Source organism: Micromonospora sp. CNZ295 (assembly GCF_004217535.1).
This window is the reverse complement of the sequence record NZ_SHKZ01000001.1, coordinates 5471784-5496840: the sequence shown is the minus strand read 5'-3', so window position 1 is coordinate 5496840 and position 25057 is coordinate 5471784. Positions and strand designations below refer to the sequence as shown.

The 25057-nt window shown below is 71.6% G+C and carries 18 protein-coding genes and 1 tRNA gene; 7 read left to right on the top strand and 12 right to left on the bottom strand.

All coding sequences use genetic code 11. From position 1 onward, the window contains the following. Window positions 1-21 precede the first annotated feature (21 nt). The 5 genes from EV376_RS25605 to EV376_RS31095 form a co-directional block, all read right to left on the bottom strand. Entirely contained in the window at window positions 22-2511 is a 2490-nt protein-coding gene (locus tag EV376_RS25605) for a transglutaminase TgpA family protein (RefSeq protein WP_486482803.1), read from the bottom strand. Next, window positions 2487-3749: a DUF58 domain-containing protein gene (locus tag EV376_RS25600; RefSeq protein ID WP_130327302.1), complete on the bottom strand. Its 1263-nt coding sequence runs from the start codon at window positions 3747-3749 to the stop codon at window positions 2487-2489. Before EV376_RS25600 ends, EV376_RS25605 begins: the two co-directional genes overlap by 25 nt. A gap of 3 nt (window positions 3750-3752) precedes the next feature. Beyond that, on the bottom strand, window positions 3753-4748 hold the full coding sequence (locus EV376_RS25595) for an AAA family ATPase (protein WP_130327300.1): 996 nt from the start codon (window positions 4746-4748) through the stop codon (window positions 3753-3755). 23 nt (window positions 4749-4771) lie between these two features. Then, complete coding sequence (locus EV376_RS25590) at window positions 4772-7372, bottom strand: fibronectin type III domain-containing protein (protein ID WP_130327298.1); 2601 nt, start codon at window positions 7370-7372, stop codon at window positions 4772-4774. A 151-nt stretch (window positions 7373-7523) separates the two neighbouring features. Then, a complete protein-coding gene (locus tag EV376_RS31095) occupies window positions 7524-10244 on the bottom strand; it encodes a tetratricopeptide repeat protein (protein WP_486482802.1) in 2721 nt (906 codons plus the stop codon). A 189-nt stretch (window positions 10245-10433) separates the two neighbouring features. Between EV376_RS31095 and EV376_RS25580 the strand changes: the two genes are divergently transcribed. After that, a tRNA-Leu gene (locus tag EV376_RS25580) sits at window positions 10434-10517 on the top strand. On the opposite strand, the gene EV376_RS25575 is transcribed toward EV376_RS25580, so the two are convergent. The 3 genes from EV376_RS25575 to EV376_RS25565 form a co-directional block, all read right to left on the bottom strand. Then, window positions 10499-12241, bottom strand: coding sequence for a recombinase family protein (locus EV376_RS25575; RefSeq protein ID WP_130327296.1), 1743 nt, complete (start codon window positions 12239-12241; stop codon window positions 10499-10501). The genes EV376_RS25580 and EV376_RS25575 overlap by 19 nt on opposite strands. Continuing rightward, complete coding sequence (locus EV376_RS25570) at window positions 12238-12459, bottom strand: hypothetical protein (protein WP_130327293.1); 222 nt, start codon at window positions 12457-12459, stop codon at window positions 12238-12240. The genes EV376_RS25575 and EV376_RS25570 overlap by 4 nt, the downstream gene beginning before the upstream one ends. Window positions 12460-12872: 413 nt before the next feature. Further along, window positions 12873-14789: an Hsp70 family protein gene (locus EV376_RS25565; protein WP_130327291.1), complete on the bottom strand. Its 1917-nt coding sequence runs from the start codon at window positions 14787-14789 to the stop codon at window positions 12873-12875. A gap of 53 nt (window positions 14790-14842) precedes the next feature. Between EV376_RS25565 and EV376_RS25560 the strand changes: the two genes are divergently transcribed. The 4 genes from EV376_RS25560 (at window position 14843) to EV376_RS25545 (ending at window position 20097) form a co-directional block, all read left to right on the top strand. Further along, complete coding sequence (locus EV376_RS25560; RefSeq protein ID WP_486482801.1) at window positions 14843-17689, top strand: AfsR/SARP family transcriptional regulator; 2847 nt, start codon at window positions 14843-14845, stop codon at window positions 17687-17689. Between the two features lie 177 nt (window positions 17690-17866). Then, on the top strand, window positions 17867-18700 hold the full coding sequence (locus EV376_RS25555; RefSeq protein WP_130327290.1) for an SAM-dependent methyltransferase: 834 nt from the start codon (window positions 17867-17869) through the stop codon (window positions 18698-18700). A gap of 18 nt (window positions 18701-18718) precedes the next feature. Continuing rightward, window positions 18719-18949, top strand: a complete 231-nt coding sequence (locus EV376_RS25550) for a PH domain-containing protein (protein WP_130327288.1) — start codon at window positions 18719-18721, stop codon at window positions 18947-18949. A gap of 149 nt (window positions 18950-19098) precedes the next feature. Next, complete coding sequence (locus EV376_RS25545; protein WP_130327286.1) at window positions 19099-20097, top strand: hypothetical protein; 999 nt, start codon at window positions 19099-19101, stop codon at window positions 20095-20097. 224 nt (window positions 20098-20321) lie between these two features. Here the strand turns inward: EV376_RS25545 and EV376_RS25540 are convergent, their stop codons facing one another. Continuing rightward, window positions 20322-20984: an immunity 21 family protein gene (locus EV376_RS25540; RefSeq protein ID WP_486482800.1), complete on the bottom strand. Its 663-nt coding sequence runs from the start codon at window positions 20982-20984 to the stop codon at window positions 20322-20324. 59 nt (window positions 20985-21043) lie between these two features. After that, window positions 21044-21748, bottom strand: coding sequence for a hypothetical protein (locus EV376_RS25535; protein WP_130327284.1), 705 nt, complete (start codon window positions 21746-21748; stop codon window positions 21044-21046). A 164-nt stretch (window positions 21749-21912) separates the two neighbouring features. Here EV376_RS25535 and EV376_RS25530 point away from each other — a divergent pair, with 164 nt between their 5' ends. Both EV376_RS25530 and EV376_RS25525 read left to right on the top strand, forming a co-directional pair. Then, entirely contained in the window at window positions 21913-22593 is a 681-nt protein-coding gene (locus EV376_RS25530) for a hypothetical protein (RefSeq protein WP_130327282.1), read from the top strand. A 131-nt stretch (window positions 22594-22724) separates the two neighbouring features. Next, window positions 22725-23231, top strand: a complete 507-nt coding sequence (locus EV376_RS25525) for an STM3941 family protein (protein WP_130327281.1) — start codon at window positions 22725-22727, stop codon at window positions 23229-23231. A gap of 184 nt (window positions 23232-23415) precedes the next feature. Here the strand turns inward: EV376_RS25525 and EV376_RS25520 are convergent, their stop codons facing one another. Both EV376_RS25520 and EV376_RS25515 read right to left on the bottom strand, forming a co-directional pair. Beyond that, on the bottom strand, window positions 23416-23886 hold the full coding sequence (locus tag EV376_RS25520; protein WP_130327279.1) for a hypothetical protein: 471 nt from the start codon (window positions 23884-23886) through the stop codon (window positions 23416-23418). A gap of 33 nt (window positions 23887-23919) precedes the next feature. Then, window positions 23920-25035, bottom strand: a complete 1116-nt coding sequence (locus EV376_RS25515) for a C40 family peptidase (RefSeq protein ID WP_130327277.1) — start codon at window positions 25033-25035, stop codon at window positions 23920-23922. Between the last annotated feature and the right edge of the window lie 22 nt (window positions 25036-25057).

The following is a 25057-nucleotide window of genomic DNA, read 5'->3' as shown; positions in this document are numbered from 1 at the left end:
CGGCGGCGGGAGCCGAACGGGCTAACCGGAAGCATCCCCCGCCGGCCCGGTCGAGCGCCGCCCGCGACCGGGCCGCCCGCCGTGCGGCGCGGTCGCCGCGCGGAGCGGGCCGGGGTGGACGGCCCAGAGGAGGCGGCGCCACCGGGGGCGGGCCGCCCGCAGCGCCACCACGTACGCCTGGGCGGCCGTGACGGCCCGCCCGGCCTGCTCCTCGGTGAGCGTGCCGGGCGCGAAGGCCGCCCGGTTGAGCAGGCCCGCCAGCTCCGCGACACCCACCGCCGCACCGGCCGGTGGCCGGGGCCGGACCTCGTGCGCGACGGCGGCGACCTCGGTGGCCGCCAGGTCACCGGAGACCGGATGCCCGGCCAGCCGCAGCGCGTCGGTCACCTCCCGCCAGGCACCGGCCACCCGCTCGCCGGGGTCGCCCCGGTTGAGTCGCGCGTGGCTGAGCGACCGGCGCATCCCCAGCAGGGTCAGCAGCAGGGCCGCGACCAGCAGCAGCGTGCCGCCGGCGCCGGCGCCCACCAGCACCGGTATCGACAGGCCACCGGCGTCGGTCGGCCGGCCCGGCGCGGCCAGCGGTTGCGGCGAGTCGGTCGGCGCGGCGCTCGGCTCCGGGGCCGGCGACGGCGGCGGGTCCTCCGGCGGCGGGCGGAAGTCCTCCTCGATCGGGCGGGGCTCGGTGTCCGGCCGGGGCAGCGGATCGAACGGCACCCAGCCGAGCCCGTCGAAGAGCACCTCCGGCCAGGCGTACGCGTCACCCGCCCGCACCGGGCCGGTGCCCGGGGAGCGGAAGCCGACCACCACCCGGGTCGGCAGGCCCACCAGCCGGCCCAGCACGGCGAACGCCGCCGCGAACTGCTCGGAGGTGCCGCGCTGCCCACCCCCCTCGCGAGGGCCGAACAGGAAGAAGGCCAGGTTCGGGTACGCGTGCCCGCTCGGCGCGTCCGCGACCAGGCGGTAGTGCTCGGCGAGGAACTGCTCCACGGCGGCGGCCCGCGGGTAGGGCGCGCCGGCCGACTCGGCGAGCTGGGCGGCCAGCCGGCGCAGGGGCTCCGGCACGCCGTCGGGCACCCGCAGCACCCGGGCCGCCTGCGGGCCGGCCGGGACGTCGGCGGTGGCGAGCAGGTTGAGGTCCGGCCGCTCCCGGGCGGAGGTCACCGCGTAGCGCAGGCCCGGCGTCAGTCCTTCGGGTCTGATGAGGGTCCCGGTCGCCGGGTCGTAGGCCACCCGCGCCCCGGTGACCTCACGCGGGGCGGGCACGGCGGGCAGCAGCCGTCCGGTCAGGTCGGCGACGGTGATCTCCTGCCGTACCGCCTCGACGGTGCTGGCCGGGGCGGGGGCCGTCGCGGGCAGGACGCGACCGGCGTTGCGGTAGGTCGCGCCGACCCGCCAGGTGACACCGTCGTAGTCGCTGAGCACGGCCAGCCGGATCCGCAGCCCGTCGCCGCCCGGCACGTCCCCGCTGCCGTCGGGGTCCCCGCCGGCGGGACCGGTGCCGCCGGCCGGCCCCTCGCCGCCGTCCGGGTCCCCGCCGTCGTCCGGGCTGCCCCGCCCGGTCGTCACGTCGAGCAGCTTCTGGTCCGGGTGCAGGGCCCAGCCGGAGATGCGGATCAGCGGGTTCTCGTCGAGGGAGTCCACGCGGGGCGGCTCCACGTACCGGCGGGGGTCCACCGGCCGGCCACCGACCTGCCCGGCGAGCGCCGGACCGAGCAGGGCGGCCAGCGCGACCACCGTCGCCGTCCCGGCCACGGACGCCCCGGCGAGGCGGAGGCGCACCGCCGAGCGGACTCCGGCCGGCAGCCCCGCGGCCGGGTCGGCGCCCGCCGCCGCGGTGCGCCCCCGCACGGCGAGCCCCAGCGCCGCCACGGCCACGAACACCAGCGTCGGCCGTACCGCCGGGTCGGCGTTCGGGCCGACCACGTAGAGGGCGCCGGCGTACAGCAGCACCGGTGGCAGGTAGCCGAGCAGCACCCGGCCCGCCCGCAGCGCCACCTCGGCGGCGGCGAGCCCGGCCAGCCAGGCGGCGACAACCGGCACGAGCACTGTGTCCGGTGCGGGCTCGACCGGGATCAACGCGGTCAGCAGCCGGGGGATGCCGTTGCGGGCGGCGTCGGCGGCCACCTCGGTGAGCGGGCCGGGCAGCTCGGCGCGGTTCGCGGCCACGCGCAGCGAGCACAGCGTCCACGCCATCAGGCCGACCACCGACACGGGCGCCACCAGCCAGGACGGCAGCCGCCGGCAGGCCACCCCGAGCAGCACCGACCCGGCGGCCGCGCCCGCGACCAGCCCGGTGAGCAGCCCCCCGGCGTACACCCGCCCGAGCACCACCCCGGCCAGCGCCACCATCACGACCAGGGCCACCGCCACCGGCAGGTCGGTGCGGAAGGGCCGCTTCGCAACGCCTGCGGTAGCGGCGGGGTCGCCGCTTGACACCTCGGGCGCCGCGCCCATGGCCTGCGGCGGCGCGGCCCGGCCGGTCGCGGTCACCACCGCCGCACCCGGTCCCACTCGGCGGCGAACGCCGCGCCGTCCGCGGCGTCGATCACCACGAGGCCGGTCGCGGGGGCCGGCTCCGTCGCCCCGAAGACCCCGACCACCACCGACGGGTACGCGCCACGCAGCGCGGCGACCCGCCCGAGCGAAGCCCGTCTGCCCGGGCCGGTGAGGACGACCAGGGTGTCGCCGAGGCGGTCGCCACGCAGCCGGGTCAGCGCCGCGTCGAGCGTGTCGTCGCCGAGCTGCGCGGCCGCGAGCCGGTCCAGCGGGGCGTCGCCCGGCCCGTCGGCCCGCCCACCGGCCCCGCCCGCGCTGCTCACCAGGTTCCCGCCGGCCGCGGCGGGACGGCCTGCCGAGAACCTCCTGCTCCACGAGCGTGGCGCCGGGGCGTGGCTCGGTGCCGCGGTGACCGCCGCCGCGGCGGGGGCCACCAGCACCAGCACCGCCGGCAGGTCGGCCCGGTACGCGGCGGTCAGCACCGACGCCGCCGCCTCGCAGGCCGACTCGAACGACTCCGCGACCCCACCGGAGCGCTCCGGGTGGGCCACCGCCCGGTTGTCCAGCAGCACCACCAGGCGGGGCAGGCTGGTGTCCACGTTTTCCCGGACCATCAGCTCACCCACCCGCGCGCTGGTCCGCCAGTGCACCCGGCGCAGCTCGTCGCCGACCACGTACTCCCGCAGCGAGTCGAAGGTGATCGACCCCTGCGGAACGGCGTCCACCCGGCCGTCGAGGCTGCGCCCCGCCCCGGTCGGGACCGCCGCCAGCGGGTGCACCCGCGGATGGACCCACACCGGAACGGTCGCGCCGTACGGGCGGGACAGGGATACCAGGCCCAGCGGGTCGCGCCGGGTCACCCGCAACGGCCCCACCGGCACCACGCCCCGGCGCGACGTCGGCACCGGGTACCGGACCGTGGTGTCGCGGCCGGGACGCAGGCGCAGCAGCGGCACCGGCACGGTCACACCGCCGCAGCGGTCCTCGGCGACCAGGCTCGCCGCCGGCAGCCGCCCGGTGTTGCACACGGTCACCGTCATCGCGGTCGGCTGACCGCGCGCCACCCGGTCCGGATCGGCGCGGCGGGTCACCGCCAGCCGGGGCCGCCAGGCCGCCCCGGCCAGCGCGTAGCCGACCGCGGTCGCGGCCGCCACGCCCAGCAGCACCAGCTCCGGGTAGGCGAACCGGAAGCCGGCCACCAGCAGGACGACGGCGGCCACGAGCAGCCCGACACCCCGGGCGGTGATCCCCACGACTCAGCCGTGCACCGGGGCGGCCTGGCCGGTCGGCAGCGGCACCGGAACGGAGGCGACGGCCTGGCGCAGCACCTCCGCCGCGGTCACCCCGCGTACCTGCGCGTCCGGGGTGAGCAGCAGCCGGTGCGCGAACACCGGCTCGGCGAGGGTCTTCAGGTCCTCCGGCATGATCCAGCCCCGCCCGTCGATCAGCGCGTACGCGCACGCCGCCCGGGTCAACGCGATCACCCCGCGCGGGCTCACCCCCACCCGCACCTGCGGATGGGTACGCGTCGCGGCGGCGATCCGCACCGCGTACGCGTACAGCGGTTCGGCGATGTGCACCCGGCGGGCCATGCGCACCATCTCCCCGACGGTGGCGGTGTCGGTCACCGGGGTCAGCGCCTCGGGGGAGCGGACCGTCGCGCCCCGCAGCACCTCCACCTCGACCGCCTCGTCCGGGTACCCGACGGACAGCTTCACCAGGAACCGGTCCAGTTGGGCCTCGGGCAGCCGGTAGGTGCCGTCCATCTCCACCGGGTTCTGCGTGGCGACCACCAGGAACGGCTGCGGCACCGGATGGCGGACGCCGTCGACGGTGACGGTGTGCTCCTCCATCACCTCCAGCAGCGCCGACTGGGTCTTCGGCGACGCCCGGTTGATCTCGTCGGCGATGACGATGTTGGCGAACACCGGCCCCGGGTGGAACTCGAACCCGCGGGTGGCCTGGTTGAAGATGGTCACCCCGGACACGTCCGACGGCAGCAGGTCTGGCGTGAACTGGATCCGCCGCCACTCGCCCTTCACGGTGGCGGCGATGGCCCGGGCCAGGGTGGTCTTGCCGACCCCCGGCACGTCCTCCAGCAGCACGTGCCCCTGCGCGAACAGGGCGGTCAGGGCCAGCCGCACCACCTGGGGCTTGCCCAGCACGACCGCGTTGACGTTCTCCGCCAGCCGGGCGGCGAGGGCGGCGAAGCCCTGCACCTCCGCCTGGGTGAGCGGCTCGGGGGGATTCACCGGTGGTGCTCCTTGGGGTGCGGTCAGCAGGTGGGCAGGACGCCGATGTCGTCGCCGCCGTCGAGGTTCAGCCAGGCCCACGGGATGTAGTTGCGTCCCTTGTAGTCGACCTGCACCCACCAGGTGCTGCGCTTGTGGTCGTTGTAGATGTACGCGTACACCTCTTCGCCCGGCTTCTTGCAGAACGCCTTGAGTCGCGAGCCGGGCCGCGCCCACCCGACCTGCCGGTCGTTGTCCTGCCGCGGCACCGAGAAGATCTCGTTGCCGTTGCGGCCGTCGACGTCGGCGTCGCAGTAGCGGGCCTCCTCGCCGGAGTCGCCGTTGCGGCAGGTCGCCGTCCCGTACAGCGCGGCGGTGCTCTGCGCCCGGGTGGCGGTGCCCCGCCCGGCCGCGTTGGTCGCCGTCACGGTGAACGTGTACGCCGTGCCGGGCGTCAGCCCGGACATCGTGATCCGGGAGCACGGGCCGGACTTCGCCGGCTCGCCGGCGGCGCTCAGCGCGCAGGTCGGCTGTCCGCCGCCGGCGTCCACGGTGAACGTCACCGTCGCCGACGTCGCGGTCGCCGACGAGCCGGTCACCGTCACCCGCGGCTGAGCCACCGTCCGCGCCGTGGCGGTGGCCTCCGGGCCCGGCCCCGCCTCGTTGACCGCCTTCACGGACACCCGCACGTCCTGCCCGTCGCCCAGGCCGCTGACGGTGGCGCGGGTGTCGGTCACCTCGCTGCGCCGTCCGCCGACGTCGACCTGGTACGCCGTCACCGGCCGCCCGTTCGCCTCGGCCGGCGCCCACTGCACCGCGACCGTGCCCGGCTGGTCAGCCACCGTCGTCGCGCGCAGGTTCACCGGGCGCCCCGGCGGCGCGTACGGGACCACCGTGTTGCTCACCGGGGAGGCCGCCGAGCCGGCGCCCTTGTCGTTGACCGCGACGACCGAGAACGCGTACTGCGTGCCGTACGCCAGCTCACCGGCGGGCACCACCAGCTCGGTCCTGGTGGCCTCGCCCGCCGGGGCGTTGGTGCCGGCCGAGGCGGCCGTCACCACGTACCGGGCGATCCGGTTGCCCTGCCCGTTGGCCGCCGGCCACCGCACCACCACCGTGCCGTCCGGGCGCGCCTCGGCGGTCACGCTGGCCGGCGGATCCGGCACGGCCGCCGTCGGCGTCACCGGGTTGCTGGTGCGGGCCGGGCCCTGCCCCTTGGAGTTGACCGCGAACACCGAGAACCGGTAGGTCTTGCCGTTGGTCAGGCCCTCGATCTCCACCGCCCGCTGGTTGGCGCCCACCTCGACGCGCTGCCCGCCACCGGTCACCACGTACTTGATGATCTCCACGCCGTTCGCGGCGGCCGCCCGCCAGCTCACCCGGGCCCGGGCGTTGCCGGCCGCGGCCGTCACGGAGCGCGGCGGGCCGGGCTTGCCCACCTTCGGCTTCCTCGGCGGGGGCGGCGGCGGGGGAGCGGGCGGCGGGTCGCCGCCCAGCACGTCGTTGGCGTACTTGTCGACCTCGCGCACCTGATGCCGGTCGTCGACCACCCGGGCGGTCGCCGAGTCGGGAGCGTTGATGAACAGGTGGTTCTCCCGGACCTCCAGCTCCAGCGGGCCGGTCGGCCGGCCGCGCACGGTGTCGACCAGCCGGCCGGATCCGTCGAACGCGTACACCGTGCCGGTGGCCTCGTCCGCACAGTAGAACCGCCCGGCCCAGGACACGGCCGGGCTGAGGTCGCCCCCGGCCCCGGGCACGGTGAAGCTGCGCACCACGCCGTCGGTGACCACGTGCACCCGGCGCTCGGCGGGCACCGTCACCGGCACCGCCGGCCCGCTGGTGCGGGCGGGCAGCACGGCCGGCGCGGACATCGCCAGCGGGGTGCGGGTCACGTCGCCCCGGCGCACCAGCACCAGCACTCCCGCCGTCCGGTCGAGCACCGCCACGCCGTCGTCCAGCGTGGAGACCACCAGCTCGTGGTGCGGCTCGGCCACGTCGTACGTCTCGACCCGCTGCGGACCGACCCCGGCGCCGGCGGCGGCCGGCGCCGACGGCAGCGGCGCGGCCGTGACCGCCGACACCGTGCCCTCGCTCGGCACGGCGATCCACAGCCGACCCTCGCCGTCGAACGACCCGCCGGTGATGCCCGGCGGGTAGCGGACCGGCTCCCCGACCGGCGCCAGCGACCGCGGGTCCAGCTGCCGGACGATGCCCTGCACCGCGTCCACCACGAACGCCGCGTCCTCGTGCAGCGCCACGTTTACCCCGAGGCCCGGTGTGGTGCGCGAGCTGGCGGTGATCTGCAGGGTGGCCAGGTCCAGGGAGCTGACCTGGCCGGTGGTCAGGTCCCGCAGGACCAGCAGCCGGTCGGTCTGGGTGACCTGCATCGGGTGTCGCCGGGCGCCCGGCACCTCCATCCGGGTGTCCACCCGGGCGGTCACCCCGTTGACCCGGGCCAGTTCCCCGCGCGCGGTGCTCCACAGCCAGGAACTCGCGTCGAAGCTGGCCACCGCGTTGTCGGCGGCGCCGACCCCGAGCACGGTCAGCCCCATCGCGGCCAGCAGCGCCGCCACCGTCGCGACGGTGACCAGCCCGCCCCGGAACCGGCGGCGCGGACCGTTCACGGCATCGTCGACGGTGGCCACAACCAGCTGCCTTCCCGTGTCGTTTGAGCAGGTGACGGGCCTGAAGACGGGCGACCCTCCCCGGAAGTCGGGTGCCATCATATGGGTCCGGCCATGGCCAGGGGAACCCGTAGGGTCCCGCTGTGGACACACTGCGTGTGCGACGTCCGACTCATCTTTCGCGGTCGGTGCACACCTGCCCGGAGGTGGCGAACGTGTCCGTCGCGTAGACCGCGAGCACGGTGAAGCAGTAGTCCACCCGGGAACTCAGCCCGTTGACCGTGTAGCTCGTCTGCCCCGGGTCCACTCTGGCCAGCACGCCCAGCCCCTGCCCCGCCCGACCGGCCGCGATCATGAACGGCACCACGCCTCCGGACGGGTCGGTCCAGGTCAGGGTGATCGTCGCGGCGTCGTCCCGCAGCCGCAGGTCCGCCGGTGGCGGCCCGGTCGGCGCGGTCTCGGTCGGCACCGCCGCCTCCGGCGCCGCCGAGACCAGGGGAGCGGCCGGCGGCGGCGTCGGCTCGCCCCGGCCGAGCACCACCACGCCTGCGGCGACCGCCGTCACGGCCAACCCCACGGCCCCGAGCACCGCGATCCCCGCCGTCCGGTTCCGGCCGTGCCCCTCCGGCTCCGCCGGGAAGTACGCGGGCAGCGTCCCGCCTCCGGCCGGGTCCCCGGCCTGCGGTCGCGCCGCTGGGACGTGCCCTGCGATGGCGGGGTGCGCGGTCGCCGCCGGGCCGGCGGGTGGGGTTCCCGGCAGGGGCGGCGGTGCGTGCTCGCCCGGGTGCGCCGGCGGCGCCGGATCGGTCTGATGTGGAGCCGGGTGGTGCCCGATGTGCTGCGGGTGCGCGCCGGGGTACGCGGCGCCGGTGTGGTGTGGAGCCGGATGGGCGACGCCGGGTACCGCCGCGCCGGGGCTCGCCGCCGGCGCCTGCGGCGGCCCACTGGGCGAGGTGGGCGTGCCGGCCTCCCACGGACCGTCCATGATCCACGGCGGAACCGGCGCCGAGCTGACCGGCGAGCCGGGTGGTGCGCTGACCGGCGAGCCGGGCGTTCCGCTCACGGGCGGTGCGCTGACCGGGAACGGCGGTCCGCTGACCGGGGGTGCGCTCACGGGGAACGGCGGCCCGCTGACCGGCGGTGCGCTCACGGGGAACGGCGGCCCGCTGACCGACGGTGCGCTGACCGGGGGTGCGCTGACCGGGAACGGCGGCCCGCTGACCGGCGGTGCGTTTACGGGGAACGGCCGCCCGCTCACCGGGAAGGTCGCCGGGGGCGGAGGGCTCACCGGACCACCGGGAGCAGGGCCGGCGGGGTGGGTGTGGGTCGGGTCACCGGCGGGCGGAGTGGTCACCTCGGACGGGCCGGCCTGGGATCCCCGCGCACTGGTGGTGGCGGAGGTCGGCGGCCCGCCGGCGAGCAGCGGCTCGATCTGCTGGACCTGGACGGTCGGCGAGTCCCAGCCCGCGGAGCCTGGACGTGCCGTCGGGCCGGGAGTGGCTGCGGGCAGGCCGGCCGTCGGTGGCCCGGGCTGAGGCGCGGCGGAGGATCGGTCACCGGAAGGCGCCTCACGGACCGGCGGGTGGGCGGCGGGTGGCGTGCCCGGAGACGGGGCGACTCCACCGACGGGCTGGTCCGGCCCGGGCCGGGATTCGCCGGCGCCGCCCCGCCGATCCGGCTCGTCGACCCGCCGTCCCGGTACGTGAGCCGGCACGTCAGCCCGGCGGGCCGGCGCGTGGACGCCGTGCGTCGGCACGCCGGCCGGCGGCTCGGCGTGGTGCGTCGGCGCGCCAGCCGGGTGGGCCGGCGGGGCGGCCGCGTGCGTCGGTACGCCAGCCGGGTGGGCCGGCGGGGCGGCCGCGTGCGTCGGTACGCCAGCCGGGTGGGCCGGCGGGGCGGGCTCGTGCGTCGGTACGGCAGTCGGGGGAGCCGGTGCGTTGGCCGGCGGGTCGGCCGGGCGGGTCGGTCGGGCATACGCACCGGCCGGCGCGGCCGTCGGCGGCACCGTGGGTGGCGGCGCCACGTGCGCAGCGGGAGGCGCGGCGACCGGTTCCACCGTTCGGGGTGGCGTGGCGCGCGGGTCGACGCCCGTGGGCGGTGCGGTGCCAGGAACGGGTTGTCCGGCCCCGGATGATCCCGGCGCGGCTACGTGTTCGGCCACCTGCTCGTGCTGCGGGCCAGCCGCGCGGTCGACGGTGGTCGCTCGGTCGTGTGGGCGCCAGGCGGTGGAGAGGACGGCCAGGGACACCGTCGGTCCGTTGAGGGCGGCGAGACTGCTCACCGCCGCCGGGTCCGCGGGCAGAGGAGCGGCCGGCGCGGCACCGGTGGGTGGGCGACCGAGCGCGGGATCGGCAGGTCGGCGCGGCACCGGCGGCGCGGTGGCCGTCGGGGTGCCCGGCCGCGTGCCCGCTGGCGGGTGACCCGGGGCGTCTGTCGCAGCGGGTGCGGCGTCAACCGGCGGGGGAGCGGCCTCCCCGAGGTAGGCGCGGGCCTCGCGTACCGCCGGGTGGTCGGCACCGAGCACGGCGGGCCCGGCGGTGGCGACGCGGCGGTAGTTGCGGCGGGCCTCGTGCCGGTTGCCGAGTTCGTCCGCGACGGTGGCCAGCTCGAAGCAGAGCGCCAGCATCAGCGGGTCGCCGTGCGGCCAGCGGCGCTCCCCGGCCGCGAACGCCTGCTCCAGGACCCGGCGGGCGGCGGCCGGGTCGTCGGCCTCCCGGTGCAGCCGCGCCAGCAGGTGCGCGGTGCTCAGCGCGTCGGGGTGGTCCGGGCCGTAGGGCGGTTGGGCGGACTCGACGGCGTCGGTGAGCAGGTGACGTGCGCCGGCCAGGTCGCCGGCATTACGTAGGGCGAGAGCTCGGTGCTGGATCGCGGCCAGGGAGGAGGGATGCGACACGTGGTCATGCTGCCGCCACGATGCGCCCCGACGCTACCCACAACCATCCCCTCGTCCGGTATCGTCCACCGGCCGGGAGTCGATGTGCATGATCCATCTGGGCGGTGTACAGTAACCACCCGTGCGGCCTGCGGGCCGGCCAACGGGTGGGAAGATCACCTTGGCCGGCGCAGTAGGCTGGACGAGCAGGTCCGGGTGGCGGAATGGCAGACGCGCTAGCTTGAGGTGCTAGTGCCCGTATAGGGCGTGGGGGTTCAAGTCCCCCCTCGGACACGAACCGAATCCCAACGGTGCGCGGCAAGGTCAACACTTGCCCGCACCGTTTGTGTTTTCGGGTCGTACGACAGGTGTAGCCCGAGGCTGCGGTAGACCTCTAGCTTGTGTTCCGGCTCGGCGTCCCGCAGTGCGTTCACGAGGTCGCCGAGTTCCTCGACGATGGCGATGATCTGTTCCTCGGTGAGGCGAGGAGGGATGTTGCCGGGTCTGTCCTCAACCGGTGTGTGCTGGTGTTGTTCGGCACGTTGGCGTTCGGCTTGGGTCTCGGCTATCCAGCCGGCGACCACCGCCGGGTCGGCGCCGGCGTCGAGTGCCGCCCGGTAGCGGGCCAGTTTCGCGTCGCACTCGGCGATGGTGGGTCCTTGCGGTGCGACCGGGGTCACGGTCGGCGTGTCGAGGTTGGCCTGTTCGAGGAGCCCAGCGATGGTGTGCCGCCGCTGCAGCGGCCCGAAGCCTTGCACGAGCCAGGTGTCCAATGGTCGGATCAGCACGTCTTCTCGCATGATCACGTTCCGGGGGTGGTCGACCTTGTTGGTCAGGGCGTATTCCTGGGGGAAGCGGCAGCGGTAGTAGGCGACGCCGTGAGAGTGCTGGCCCTGCATCTTCCTGCCGCAGATGCCGCAGTGGACCAGGCTCTTGAAGATGTAGGGGTGCCGGGATCGGTGCGCCCGTTTCGGCGCGGTCGCGGTGCGCGCCCGCACGCCGAGTATCTCCTGGACGCGGTCGAAGGTCGCCTGTTCGATCAAAGGTTCGTGGACGATGTCGTTGGAGGTGACCCACCGGTCGCGCTGGTTCCACCGCATGACCGGGGTGTGCCCGAGCGCGACGTCGTCGACGTCGAGCAGCACCTCGTCGGTGCGCTGCTTGTTCCAGACCTGCCGCCCGGTGTAGCGGGGGTTGATCAGGATCGTCCGCACGGCGGTCTTGGACCAGGCGAGCCCGTCTCGGTGGGGGTTGCGGGCGCGGTCGTACGCCGAGGGGCAGAGGATGTCGTCGCGGGTGAGTGCTTCGGCGATGGCGAACATGCCGTATCCGGCGAGGTACATGGCGAAGATGCGCTGGACGACGGGGGCGGTCTGCGGGTCTGGAGTCAGTCCGCGGAGGCGTTTGCCGTCGGCGGCCTTCGCCGGGTTTGGGTGCGGCCCGAGGTCTTTGAGCATGTACCCGTACGGTGGGCGTCCGCCCAGGTAGCGTCCTTCGAGTTGGGTTTGGGAGGCCATGGCGGTGCGGACGCGGACCTTGACCCGGTTCCGCTCGCCCTTGCTCATCCCGCCGAAGACGGACATCACCAGGTCGTGGGCCTCGTTGTCGGGGTCGATTGGTCCACCGACCTCCGGGACCCACAGTTGGACGCCGTAGTGGGTGAACAACGGCAGGGTCAGGCCGAACTGGTTGCCGTAGAAGGCACGGTGGGGTTCACCGATCACCACTGCGATGAAGCCTCGCCGCGGGTTGCGTAGCGCGGCCAGGAGCCGGCTGGCGTCCGGGCGGCGCTGCCACGGCAGCGCTCGGCTGTGGCCGACATCGAAGAATTCCTCGACAATCATTCCGCCCCTCGGGGTGATCAACGTCTGGGCGAGGGACAGTTGCCAGTGTCGGGACGACTCAGGGTCCTGGTTGTCCTCGGTGGAGACGCGACCGTAGAAGGCGAAGGAGAGCTTCGGCGCTTCGAAGCTCTCCTTCGCGAGGTCTTGTCTCAAGCGTTGCTGGTCAATGGTCATGTTTCCTCCACAGGGTGGTGATCGGCACCCGAGCGTTTAACGTGTACCGCGACGAGAAGGCGTAGGAGAGCGCGCGCGCCGACCGGCCCGAACGCGGGCGGTTCGGGCGGCGCAATGACGCGCAGTTCGTCGGATCTGCTGTCTGTGGTTTCTTTTGGATGGTCGCTGAAATTGTAATTCAGCGTGGGCTGATCCGGGATGTCTGGTTGGAATGGCATGATTGTTCCCCCATTGGCTTGACATTTTTCTCACCTGATGGCTTGCAGTCATCGCGGGATCTCCTTCGGTCACTTGGCGGTCATCGGATATGGATGGTTGGCGTTGGCTCCGTGCTGTCCCGTGCTCAGTCTGAACACAGGTTGGTGTGAGCAGGGACTTCGCGGCAGCGGCGCTTTGCGGCGTGGAGTCCACGTTGGCGGGTTCCAGGCAGCCTTAGACGGCAGTGGAGGGCACGAAAACTGCCTTTTGCTGGTGTTTCTTGCTCGGTGGGTGGCTGCTTCATTCGCAGCGAGTCGTCGGACGACAGGAATCGGGCAGCACGCAGTGCAATTTCGGCCGGTGCTGGCCTTGATAAAATTCTCCTGACGACGGACAGAGGCCATTGGCGACGGCGTTTAGCGAAAAGAGCCCGTCAGGTCTTACGAGCGTCTATGAGGCGGCGGAGTGCCGCGCCCGCGGCGGGGAACGCGAGTTGCAGCGTGGACCCGACCAGCCGTACTGCCCACCAGGTGACCGCGATCAGGTAGCCGACGATGAGGGCGCCGCTGGTGGCGTTGGTGAAGACGATGGCGTAGCCGATGGCGAGGCCTGGTGCGGTGATGATGCGGATGGTGCGGCTTCGGATGGCCGTCAGGGCGGTGGCGATGCCGAGGAGGGCTGCTCCGGCGCTGCCGATGAGGCCGGGCATGCCGGTCCAGTCGACGGGTGGGGTGAGGGTGAGGGCTGCGCGCATGAGGTAGATGCCGACGGTGGCGATGGCGGCGTGCAGGAGGGCGGGTCGGGTGTGGTGGAGCCAGGTGGGCAGATCGGTGGCGGGGATGCGGGGTGCGGTGGCGGCGATGACGGCGGCGCACACCGCGAGCGGCAGGGCGGTGCCGAGGGTCCATCTCAGATAGGGGCTGTAGTCGTGTCCGACGGAGGTGCCGGTGGCCAGGCCGTAGAGGGCGGCGGCGACGGCGCCGCCGACGGCGGCGGTCAGGTATCCGCGTTGGATGAGGTCGCCGGTGGCGGATTCAGGTGTTGCGGTGGTGGGTGCACCGGAGAGCCAGGTGGTGGGGGCGAGGTGCGCCACGGCGAAGGCGGTGAGCATGGCCAGTGCGCCGGCGGCGCCGAGTTGAGGCAGGGAGGTGCGCACGCCGATGATTCGGTAGGCGATGGTGGTGATGTCGGCGGTGAGGACTGCTTGCAGCAGCAGGGCGAGCGAGCAGGCGGTGAGTACGGTGGCGCTGGTCAGGTCCCGGACGCGAAGTCGCACACGCGGCAGGTGGGCGTGCGCGGCCGTCCTTGTGTGGTGGTGCGGTGCGGAGAGGGCGAGGGCGCCGTCAGCGAGGGCGTGGGGCTGGCCGGTGAGAGTGGCCGGGGCGAGGCTGGTCGCGGTGGCCAGCCGATCCGCCAGTCCGGGCACCGGCTCGACCTGATGGAGGATGACGCCGACGAGGTGCTGAAGGTTGATGTCGGCTGCGTCGAGGACGTCGGAGACCGCGTCGTGGACTGCGTCGAGGAGGGGTTGTGCGGCGGCCGCGACGTCATCGCGGGTGATGACGGCGGGTGTGCGCGGCGCGGGGAGCAGGACTGGTGCGCGGTTCTGTGTGACGAGACGGTGTCTGGCCTGGCGCACGGATTCCAGCAGGATTCGCCCGTCCTGCGTGGGCTGAGTCAGCTCGGCGCGCAGCGGGTCGTCGTTGGTGGTGGCCGCGTCCAGGAGTTGCTGGGCGAGGACCTGGTCCAGGTCGCCCGGTGAGTCGATCGCTCGGGTGGCCAGTTCGCGGTATCCGTCGCCGTCTACTTGAAGGATGGTCAGGGCGACCGGGTGGCGGTCGGCCTGGCAGATCAGCAGGCACGAGCCGTCGGGGGCGGTGAGGCCTAGGGCTTGGGCGTGGGCGGCGAGCGCTGCTGGTGCGGTGACTATGGCGGGCGCGGGCAGCCCGGCGCGGGACGCCGCTTCGGTGAGCTCGTCACGTCGGCGTGGTCCCCAACTCGACGGGATGGTCATGGTGAGCGTGCCAATCGGCTCACCGACTTGATTGACGGCTTGACCAGCGACGTGCCGCAGTAGTGCGGCGATCAGGTCGACGGCGTCGAGGGCCGGTCCGCCCGCTTGGGTGCCGAGCAGGTCCAGCGGGTCGGGTACGAACTGGTGGCCGGCTGGCGGAGGGGTCGTTGCGGGCACGCCGAGGTAGAGGTTGCCGGCTGGGTCGAGGGCGATGCCGCGCGGCATGACGAGGTGACCGTCGAGGATGATGGGGATCCGGGCGCCGTGGTGACCGACGGCGGCGGCAATGGCCGACGAGTTGAGGTCGATCGACAGTTGTGCGCCCCCGCTTGGCATGTGCGGCAGTCTCACCCGACCCGGCGGTGGACCGTCAACCACCGTCCCGCGCAGTGATCCTTCGTGCGCGCATGGTGAGAATCCTTCTTCGCGGGATGGTCATCGGCATGCATCCTCGTGTATGCGGGAGAAGGTCAGGGTCGGGTGAAGGGGAGGGCACGGTGCCGCAGGAGTCCCCAGACAAGGTTCGCCGGCTGGCCGAGTACGGCACGCGTCCCACCTTCTACAAGCCCAGAGAGCAGGCACCGCACACCCGGCCTGCGCGGTCGGCAGTGGTGGTCCGACTGATCCGAGCGGCACTCGGCGCCGCGGTGTTCCTCGTTGTGGTGCCCGCGCTGCTGTGGGTCGTCGGCGGCGATCCGCTGCGGCGGTTACCGTCGTGGTCGCAGGTCGCCGTCTGGTTCGACCAGCCGAGTGGACGCTTCACCCCGACCGTCCTCGCCGGCATAGCGGTCTGGGCGCTGTGGCTGCTCTGGGCCGTGTTGGCCCTGCTGTTGGTCACCGAACTGGTCGCGGTGGTGACCCGCTGGCGGATCCCAGCGCTGCGACTTCCGGCACCGCTGCACCGGCTCGTGTTCGGCCTGGCCGGCACCGCCGCGATCGCCGTCACCTCCGCCGGCCAACTCAACACGGAAGACGACGCCGGCAGGCCCACAGCCCTCGTCGCCTCCGCTGACAACCCTGGCGTGATCCCTCGGCAAGCCATCGCGCGTGGCCCCGCATTGATCCGCGTCGCCGACACCCGCTACCTCTACACAGTCGAGCGCCACGATACCATCTCCAAGATCGCCAAACAGTGGCTCGGCGACGCGAACCGGTGGCCGGAAATCTGCCGGCTGAACAAGCACCGCCACTTCCCCCGAACCGGCGGTACCCTGCGCGACTGCGACCTCATCTACCCCGGCTGGGACCTACGGCTGCCCGCCGATGCCCGCCCACCAGCAGACGCCATACCCGCCACCGCACCAAACCGGCCGACACCACCACAGGCGACCGCCACGCCGTCGGCGACGCCGAGCACCGCTGCGGACCCCTCACGTCCTACCCCGCCGGCCACCACGGCCTCGCAGAAACCAGCCACCCCACACGGCACCGCGTCAGCGACGGATGCGCCCACGACCGTGCCGCCCGCAACCTCCAGCCCCACCACACCGGCATCACCATCCACCACGCCAGCGGTCGACGGCCAACCGAGCCCGACTGCGGCAACCGACGGTGATGGCGTCAGTCTGTCGCCGTCGGCGTGGCTGCCCTGGTCACTCGCCGCCGCGGTCAGCGCCGCCGCCGCGCTCGTCTGGGCTCACCGCCGCCGCCGATACACCGGCCAGCCCGACACCGACCCGCCCACCGACCTGCCACCACCCGTGCGGCAGCTGCGCCGCGCCGTAGCCCGCAATCCCGACCTTCCGCGCCCGGACGACACCGAGCCAGCCGCGCGTGTGCCGGACCTCGTACCGCTGCCCCCGGGTGGAACCGGCCTCATCGGAAATGGGGCGCACCCCGCAGCTCGCGGTGTCCTCGTCGCGACCCTGTCCACCGGCGGCCCGCACCACCCCGACGCGCGCGGTGAAGTCATCACCGACGCCGCCACCCTGACGGACCTACTCGGCCCCCAGGAGGCGCCCCTCAGCCCGTGGTCACGGCTGCACGTCACTGACACCATCGACAACGCGCTCACCGCGATCGAGGCACGGCTCCTGCACCGCAGCCGCATCCTCGACGAACACGCCCTGACCGACCTGGACACCCCGCGCCAGCAAACCTCCGGCGAGGAACCGCTACCACCGCTCGTCCTGATCACACACACCCCGCCGGCCGCGGCCAGCATGCGCGCCAAAGTCGCCCTCACCCTCGGCAGCGACCTGCACGTGTCCGCTCTGCTGCTCGGCGAATGGCCGCACGGCGCCACCATCGACGTCACCCACGACGGCCACACCACACTCGTTGCCAATGAAACCGTCGAGCCGGTGCCGCCGCGGCTGCCTGTCCTCGACGCCGACACGACGATCCAGATCCTCACCACCCTGCGCGAGGCACACACCGGCGAACCACCCACCGCCGCACCGGCACAGGCCGCCGTCGTACCACTGCACACAAGCCGAACCGACACCGAGCCGGACAAGCCATCCGTCGTGCCAGCCCCGCCCGCCGCGACGGGGAAGGCACGGCTGCGGGTCCTCGGCCAGCCACGAATCGACAACATCACCAAACCCGGCCGGCCACTGCGCGCCAAAGCCCTCGAACTGGCCGTGTTCCTCACCTGCCACCCCGACGGCGCCACCACCCGCGACATCGGCGAATACCTCGAACCCGACGCCCGCCTCAGCCAAGCCGACCAACGCGTCCACACCAACGCCAGCAACCTGCGACACGTCCTCGGCCGCGCCGCCACCACCGACCGCAAGAACGCCTACGTCATCACCACCGGCGGACGCTACCGACTCGACCCCGCCACCGTCGACGTCGACGTGTGGACACTGCGCGACCTGTTGCGCACCGCCACCATCGCCACCGGAGCACGCCGCCGCGACCTGCTCACCGCCGCCTGCGACCTCTACACCGCGCCGCTCGCGGACGGCCACGACTACGAATGGCTGCAGCCGCACCGCGAGACAGTCCACCGCTGGGGCATCGACGCGCACCTACTGCTGGCAGACGACCTGCTCCATCACGACCCACAGGCCGCATCCGGCCTACTCGACAAAGCGCTCAACCTAGACCGCTACAACGAGACCCTCTACATCAAAGCGATGCACGCCCGCCACACCCTCGGCGACGCAGACGGCATCACCACACTCCTGCGCGCCCTGACCAAAGCCCTCACCGACCTCGACGCCACACCCCACGACGACACGGTCACGCTGGCCACCCAACTCCGCAGCGACCTGGACCAGAAGTAACCGCCGCCGACATCGCTCCGACACGTCGGCAGCCTCTGGCAAGGGCAGTCCACGCTACGTGCGGTTGGCGCTCAGCCGCCGAAGGCTGGCTCTCTGCAGGACACCATCGAGACCGGTGTCCGTCTCGGGCTAGGCTGAACGCTGCTTGCTCTCAACTGTCCTTTGTAGGAGGCTCCCGTGCGGCCCGGTGACGAGACTGCGGCAGACCAGCAACAGACACCGCCGTCCGGGATCGACCCCAGCGTGCCGCACTCGGCGCGGATCTACGACTACTGGCTCGGCGGCAAGGACAACTTCGCCGCCGACCGCGCCGTCGCCGAAGCCCTCGCCGCGGCGATCCCGACGATCCGAGAGATGGCCGCCGAGAACCGCCACTTCGTGCACCGCGTCGCTCGCTACCTGGTCGGCCAGGCCGGTGTACGGCAGTTCCTCGACATCGGCACCGGCATCCCGACCAGACCGAACCTGCACGAGATCGCCCAGCAAATCGCTCCCGAGACCCGAGTGGTCTACGTCGACAACGACCCCATCGTGCTCGCCCACGCCCGCGCCCTGATGGTCAGCACCGAGCAAGGGCGCAGCGAATACATCCACGCCGACCTGCGCGAGCCGAAGATGATCCTCAACCACCAGACGCTGCGCGAAACACTCGACCTCGACCAGCCGGTCGCGCTGACGATGATCGCGATCCTGATGCTGCTCGCCGACGCCGACGACCCCTGGCACACGGTCCGCGTACTGCTCGACGCCCTACCGTCCGGCAGCTACGTGGCGATCACCCACCCGACCGGCGACTTCAACCCCCAGGCCATGGCCACAGCCGTCACCGCGGCCGTCAACAACGGCATGACCCTCGTACCCCGCACCCGCGAACAGGTGGCCCGGTTCTTCGACGGCTGGGACCTGGTCGAACCGGGAATCGTGCCCGTGATGGCCTGGCAACCCGACACCGGCCAGCCCACCGACCCGCACGCCGCCTACTACTGGGCCGGCGTCGCCCGCAAACCCTAGCCTGAATGGTTCGGCAGGGTGCTGGGATGCGTGCTCGTCACGAGCGGCTTGGCCGGGATCTGGCGGGCTCTTCGACTCGGCGTGGTCATCGACGCAGGCGGTGTCCGCGTTCGCGGCTTCGTCAGCCGTGACAAGGTCACACCGTGGAGCGCGATCCAGTCGGTCGACTGCGCGCAGATCGACGTAAGCAAACGTCGCTTGCCAGGACCTGACGTGGGCGAATCGGGAGGATTGGTCGGTGTGCCGTAAGAGCCGGAAAGCCGCCATGATCGTGATCGTTCCACCAGTCGCACACCGTGACCACCACCAGGCCCTATCCCAGCCCAGGCCGCACCTGTTGCCAGATGAGTGGCTTCCGCCGTCCCCGTCTGCGTGACCGGCTGCAGTACCGTCACGCCGTGCATTTCGTGTATCGCTCCCACTACGAGGGCCTGTTGAGTAAGCGGGTCCGGCGGCTGCCGGACGAGACTGTGCTGAGTTGGTTTCAACGAGGTTGGGACAGCGACGATCCGGAGTCGTGGGTTGAGAACGAGCTGGGCGGTGACGTCTACGGCCTCGATTCGATCTTCGAGGCGGCACGGAAGCACGGGCTGTCTCGGGCGGCCACGACCAGCGAGCTGCGCGAGCTCCTGCATGAGCACTTGTACGTGGAGGGTGACGAGGACTTCATCCGCCTCGACGATCACAGCCTCCGGGTACGGACCGATGACGACGAGGTGGAACTGGCGTACTTCTTCCTCGATGACGAGGTGGTCGCGACCGCCCTCGACCGGTTGGCATACCCGCTCCAGTCGTGGCCGTTGCCCGGCGCGGGCGGTGAGTCGACGTCGTTCGTCACGGATGTGCCAGTGACAGTCGTTACGCCCGCCGGCACCGGTGGCGCCAGCACGTACGCGGTGTTCCTCACGTTCTACGACGGCGCGAGCCTCGCTTGTTCCCGGCCGCTGGTATTCCCGGGGGTCGGGTTGTGGGAACTGCCCGGACATCTGCGGACCGCGGACCCCGACAGCGGTGCAGCATGGCCACCCGAGTTGCTGGTCTTGCGAGCACTCGTCGCACCCGAAGACGACGCCATCAGGCCGGCGCTGGAGCGGTGCAACAGATGGCCCGGCTTCAACCTCAACGCCGACCCGTGGCCCAACCTGCCCAACGAGCACACCCCCGCCCACCACGAAGCCATGGCGCTTCTCACGACGGGCAAATACGTCGACGGGCGACGCCCTGACGCATCACGCATCGAGGCCGACAAACATCTTGCCCAAGTCACCATGCACTGTGGTGGGTCATTCGGGTACCAGCAGTGGTTCCTATTCGACACCCTGTGGGCGGCCGCTCACTCCGACCTGGCGCAATCACTGCTGCGCTACAGCAACCACTGGGATCCACTCGAGGACTGAACACAGCCGAGCCATCAGCTCCGGTCGTCAAACGAGCGGATGCAGATCGGGCGCGCGGTCGCTGGCTACCTCTATCAATGACCTGCGCCCGTGGCCCGCCACGTTTGGGGTCTCAGGCAGCCCGGCGGCCACCAGGGAACGACCCTCATCCGTTGCGTCGAGCCCGATCCGCAGCAGATCCGGACGACCTGGTGGAAGCTGCGTCTGCCTGCAGCTGTGCGAGTTCACAACACGGGTTGAAGCTGAACGAGGATCATCCAGTTGGCGCCGTCGGCGCGAGATGTCGCCCGGACCCGGTACTCGCTCGGGCGTAGATCGATCACGAGGTGGTTGTCAGGCTCCAACTCCGCCCCGGGCCATGCCGAATCAAACAGCACGACTGGCCCGTCCACCGCCCAGCGGACATCCTCGTCCTCGTCCCAACTCACGCCGTCACGCAGCGCTCGGCGTGCAGCGCTCACCAGGTCGTCTTCCTCGTTTGCCGCTGCCCACCGCAGGAACAGCCGTTCCGAGGGTAGATACGTCGTCGTTGCCGGCTCGTCGCCCAGAACAAGTGCCTGCCGTTGACCGATGGCGACCACGCCGACGTAACCGTCGATCGCGCACGCCCGGCCGTAGTCCCCCCAACTCTCCACGGGACCGTCAGTGCTATCAGCGCCGGTCCATAGCGACAGCGCCGATTGCGGAGCAACGAGCAGCGGTCCGCCAGCCGACGAAACCCACATGTACCGCAATGACCCACCTCCCACAGCGATCTTGCCAGGCAACGGCGATACACGTGTGCTCGGCAAGGCGCGTTTGTCATGACCGGAGAGCTGATTGCCGCAGATCGAGGGCCGCTGGATCGCCCGGCTGTGCGCACTTATCGGCACATGGCTGAACGGCACTCAGGCCAGCTCGACAGATCGCTTGGTACCACGCGACTCGCGGCATCTGTGGATGCCGCTCAGGTGTTCAGCACGGTGAGCCACTCGGCGGTCCGGGGGCGGTAGCCGTGTCGGTCCGCGAGGCCCCGCACGATCGCTGGGACGTGCCCGGCACCGTAAACGACCGCGACGTCGATCCGTTCGGACGAACGCGTACGGATCAGCTCGGACAGCGTGGCAAGCACTCGCTCATCCCGGTCGCCGCCGAATGTGCGCTCGAAATGTTCGGCGAACTCGTCGTCTGAGTACATCTCGTCCTTGGCGCTGGGCAGGTCGTTCAACTCGACCTCAGGCGAGAGCAGCCGTCGCGTGCCCCCGAAGAACTGGGCCACGGCCACGATCGGAATGACACACCACATCAAGAGCCGGTATCGCAGCGGCATGGCTCGCCAGCCCTGGGTGAACTCCGCCGTCGTCACATCCGGGTTGATCAGCTCGACGCCGAGCGACCGGTACGCGATGTTGTCGACCACGAGTCCGGAGCGCTTGTTGGCTGGCATGACCCGGTAGGTGAGCGTGAGGGCCCACGTCAGTACCGAGCGTCCGCTGACGCCTTCGACGACGAGCAGGTCACACTGCCGGAGCCGCTGCGCCACCGCCGCGTAGAACTCGGGGCTCGCCACATGCAGCATGGGGAACAGCACGAACTGCAACTGGCTGCCGGGGCGCCGAAGGCGCAACACCGCGGAGCGGGTCCCGATGATGCTGTGCTCGATGATCTGCAAGCCCGCCCACCTGACGTCTGCCGACGCTGAGATCCAAAGGGTATGCCTGGAGCGCAAACCGGACCCGTCGATATCGCGCCATGAAGCGTGCACCGCCGCCGAGGTGTCGCAGACGCCTGGAGGCATGCGACGATCTTGATGCTGTCCTGGCGTAGGTTCCCCGGGTGACTGTGTACGACATCGCCGCCAAGCTGCCTTCCATCGGCGTGCTGCGTGACCGCTGCAAGACACTCGCCGTCCTGGAGTGCATCCTCGACGGTGGTGAGCCCTACTACGCCTACACCCGCGCCTGGGGTGACGACGAGGCAGCGTTCATGAACAACGGCAGCGGCGACGAGTGGGCGGTCGTGTTCACCGCCGAGGGCGCGTTCATCCGTGTGTTCGACCACGAGTCGGCGATGACGCCCTACCGCAGTCCGGACCGGGAACTGTGGCCCGGCCTGCTCGACGGAATCCCGGCGGTGTTCCGTCCGCAGATCGAGGAACCAGCGTTCGGCGACGAGGAGCGACAGTTCCTCGCCACCGCTGTGCTGTGGCGGCAATCCGGTGACGACCGCTGGCACGCCGGTGAAGGCATCACGTTCCCCCCGCTCCGCGGACCGTACGACGGCAACGCCCCGGACGGCTCCGGGCTGCTCGAGATCCTGCTCGACGACATCGTCGACCGGTACGTCACGTTCGCCGAGGACTACTACGAGATCGAGGTGGACCCGACGGTGGTCGAGCACGTTGTCGCGCACCGCCCGCTCACTGACGTCGTTGTGCAAGCCTTGAACCCAGAAATGACCGTCGCCAGGCTGCACGAGGACCTCACCGCGATCGGGTATCCGACCGCGGCAGCGTGACGACGGGCTCGTACCTGGGACCGCCTCGACAGCACGCTGGTCGCTCAACGGCCAGTACCGGAAGCTGAAGCACATGACTGGGGTCAGGTGACGGTGTTGGGTTGAGCGGCAGTTGCCGCTACGGTCCCATCGTGGAAACGGTCCGCGTCTACGCCCCCCGATCGAGGCTGCTGCTTCTGTTGCTCGCCTCCGCCGGCTTCGTGTCAGGGAGTCTGTGGATCGCTTCGTTCGCGGGGGTCGTCGGCATTGTCGTCGCGATGGCCGGCGTTGCGTTCTTTGGCCTGGCCGGTGTCTACTTCTTGCTCGAACTGATCTATCGGCGGCCGTCCCTGCAGGTTGACGCGGAGGGCATTACCGATCGGGCGTCACTGGCCTCGGCTGGCCGGCTCCGGTGGCGTGAGATCGGCGTTGTGAGGATCCACTCCGTTGCGGGGCAACGGATGCTGGCGATCCTGCCGCATGACCCCGATACGGTAGTTGCCCGATCCGGGTTCGTGCGCCGCGCCTTCCTACGGATGAACCGCGCAGCCGGCTTCCCGCCGGTTAACTTGCCAGAGTCCGCCCTGCCGTACTCGTTGGAGGCGCTCGTCGACGAGATGCGCCGGCATAACCCCGAGCTTCAGGTATCCGCCGATTAGGCACGCCACAACGACACCGCCGGCCGGGGTGGATCTCGTCAACAACGTCAAGGTGACCGGGTGCGAGCAGGTCGAGAAAACATCCGCTTCGGCAGGAGCGCGCGTCGAGCGCCACCACGCCCGTTACTGAACTTGGCGCACGGTCGGCGGCAAGAGCGGACGGATCCTGCTGGCCAGGGCGTGTCTAGAGCGGATTCAGGAGCAGCACGCCGTCCGGTGAGTAGAAGTAATCGCGCACGGGCCAAGCCCAGTCTTCAATCTTCGGGTCTTCCGACTGCGACAACCACTCAGACAGACGCGCGTGCTCGTCGGTGTATCCGTTCTCCAGGAGCCACCGAAGCGTGTCGCCCCGGCCCGCTCCGAAGATTGCCTGGGCGTCGAAGCCGATGCCTAGGTCCATGTCGCCCGTGCGGAACTTCGCCCCATACAGGCGGGGCGAGTCCGCTGGATCGCCGATGAGGAACAGCAGAAAGGCCGTCACGTAGACCTGCTCGTACTCGTCGCTCTCGCCCACGTCCGGACCTTCGCGCCACGCCCTTTCGAGGTCGAAGATCTCTCGGAGCATCGCGTGGTAAGGGCCAGGATCGTCTACGTCAACCATCCGGAGCGCCTCCCGACGCGAAGCCGGACTCCAGAGGTCCAAAGACTCGGCCATGTGTGAACGCTAGTCGGAGCGCCCGCTCATCGGCTAGATCCGGGTGCCATCGGGCCGCCTGCCGATGTTGGTAGCGACATCGGCGTCGGCGTGATCTTGAGGATGTGTAAGCGAGCTTAGACCTGCATTCTGCCACCAGGTAACGACGCGGCGGATGTCTGCGATCTGATCGAGCCATCCGCTCAACCAGATGATTTTTACTGTATGGCCTGTTCTTGGTGCTTGGATGAGAAGTCCCTGGCCGAGGTACATGCCGACGTGGCGGGGGTCGGCCATGGTGCCTCGGCTGCCGGGGATGAAGACGAGGTCGCCGGGCAGCAAGAGAGCCGGGTCGGCTACGGGTTCTCCGGCGTTGACCTGATCGGTGGTGATGCGCGGGATGGTGATGCCGGCTGCCCGGTACGCCGACTGCATAAGCGAGGAGCAGTCGCACTGCTTGTCGGGGTCGCCGGAGTGCGGGTCGGTGCACGACCCGCCGAAGTGGTATGGGGTGCCCAGCTGCCCGAGCGCCCAGAAGATCGCGGTCGTGACCTGGGGCGGGGTGCCGATCGGCAGGGTGAATCCGTCCGGCAGGGCAGCGAGCGCGTCGGTGGCGCAGTCGGTCAGGGTGCTGGTCAGCTGTTCGACGAGCTGGATCGCGTCGTCGGCCCACTTAGCGTACGCGTCGGGGTAGGCCGCCACCTGGACCGCCTGCGCGGCCTGGGTGAGGGGCATCTGCTCCCAGCCGGTGACGGTCAGCAGCTTGTCGAAGAACTTTCCGGCCTGGTACTCCGGCTGGGACAGCTGCTCGACGGTGCCCCAGCCCTGGCTGGGGCGCTGCTGGAATACGCCGATGGAGTCGTGGTCGTTGCGGTTGCCGAGGTGCGGCAGGTTACGCAGGCCGGATTCCTGCATCGCGGTGGCGAGACCGACGACCCACCCCCAGCGGGGCACGCCCTTGGCGACACCCACATCGATGATGGTCGCGGCGATCTCGAGCTGCTCGGTGTCCCAGCTGAGGCCGGGTGGCTGCCCGGAAGGCCGTAGCGCGGGCACGGCGGCGACGCCGCACCCGCCGGGGCCGCCGCCCGTGACGGAGGACAGCAGCAGCATCGGCAGGCCGAAGCAGCCGATGACGACGGTGACGATTCCGATGATGGTTTTGGTCATGGCGAATGCCTCCAGGTGAAAA